At 71.0% G+C, this 842-nt stretch carries 1 protein-coding gene; it reads right to left on the reverse strand.

The window, feature by feature from the left end:
• Nucleotides 1-96: 96 nt before the first annotated feature.
• Nucleotides 97-842, reverse strand: a 746-nt coding sequence (locus ACXAHD_RS32250; RefSeq protein ID WP_475055194.1) for an acetaldehyde dehydrogenase (acetylating), incomplete at its 5' end; no start/stop codon positions are given.

Genomic DNA, 842 nt, shown 5'->3' on the forward strand with positions numbered 1-842 from the left:
ACGCGGCGGCGATCGCCCGGACCTCCTCGACGGTGTACCGGTGCCCGATGGCGTGCATGCCGTCGCGCAACGTGACGTCCTGGACGTACAGGCGGGTCATGACCGCGCCTCCGCTCGAACAGCGACCAGACGTTCCGCGGTACGCAAAGCGGCCGAGGTCATGATGTCGAGGTTGCCGGCGTACGCGGGCAGGTAGTGCCCGGCACCGGACACTTCGAGGAACACCGACACCTGGGTGCCGGTGAAGTGGCTGCCCAGCGCCGGCACGTACGCGTCGACCGGGTCGAACTGCACGGCCTGTTTGAGCCGGTAGCCGGGCACGTACCCGGCGACCGACGCGACCATGGCGTCCACCGATTCGGCGACGGCGTCGGTGTCGACGCCGGCCGGGATCAGGCAGTAGACGGTGTCACGCATCAGCAGCGGCGGGTCGGCCGGGTTCAGCACGATGATCGCCTTGCCCGTGCCGGCACCGCCGACGACCTCCAGGGCGCGGGCGGTGGTCTGGGTGAACTCGTCGATGTTCGCCCGGGTGCCCGGACCGGCCGAGCGGGATGCGATCGACGCGACGATCTCCGCGTACGCGACCGGGGCCACCGCCGCGACGGCGGCGACGACCGGTACGGTCGCCTGCCCACCGCAGGTGACCATGTTGACGTTGCGCTCGGCCAAATGGGCGTCCAGATTGACCGGTGGCACCACGTACGGGCCGACCGCGGCCGGGGTCAGGTCGACCACCGTCCGCCCGTGCGCCTGCAGGATCTCGTTGTTGCGCCGGTGCGCGCCCGCCGACGTGGCGTCGAAGACGAGTCGCACGTCGGCGAACTCGGGCATCGCGACCA

It is taken from the genome of Micromonospora sp. ABR4_055, from assembly GCF_056160425.1.